At 69.4% G+C, this 245-nt stretch carries 1 pseudogene; it reads left to right on the top strand.

The annotated features are described in order from the left end of the window. Window positions 1–14 precede the first annotated feature (14 nt). Window positions 15–245: pseudogene (locus KVS71_RS18225) on the top strand (ABC transporter ATP-binding protein); the annotation flags it as partial.

Genomic DNA, 245 nt, shown 5'->3' with positions numbered 1-245 from the left:
CCACCCTGCTCCGGTTGACAAACCGAATGGTGGAGCCGGTGTCGGGGGAGGGCGAGATCGACGGGGCGAGCGTGCCGCCGGGCGACCCGGTTACCCTGCGCCGGCGCATCGGCTATGTGATGCAGAACTCCGGGCTCATGCCGCACTACAGCGTCATCGACAACGAGGCCACCGTGCTGCGGCGGAACGGGGGGAACGGTAAGCAGGCGCATGAGCGCGCACGCGAGCTGCTCACGACCCTCGGC

The organism is Microbacterium sp. GbtcB4 (genome assembly GCF_019091465.1).
GTDB classification, from domain to species: Bacteria; Actinomycetota; Actinomycetes; order Actinomycetales; family Microbacteriaceae; genus Microbacterium; species Microbacterium paraoxydans.
The sequence above is the reverse complement of the archived record's forward strand: the minus strand, read 5'-3'. Positions and strand labels throughout refer to the sequence as shown.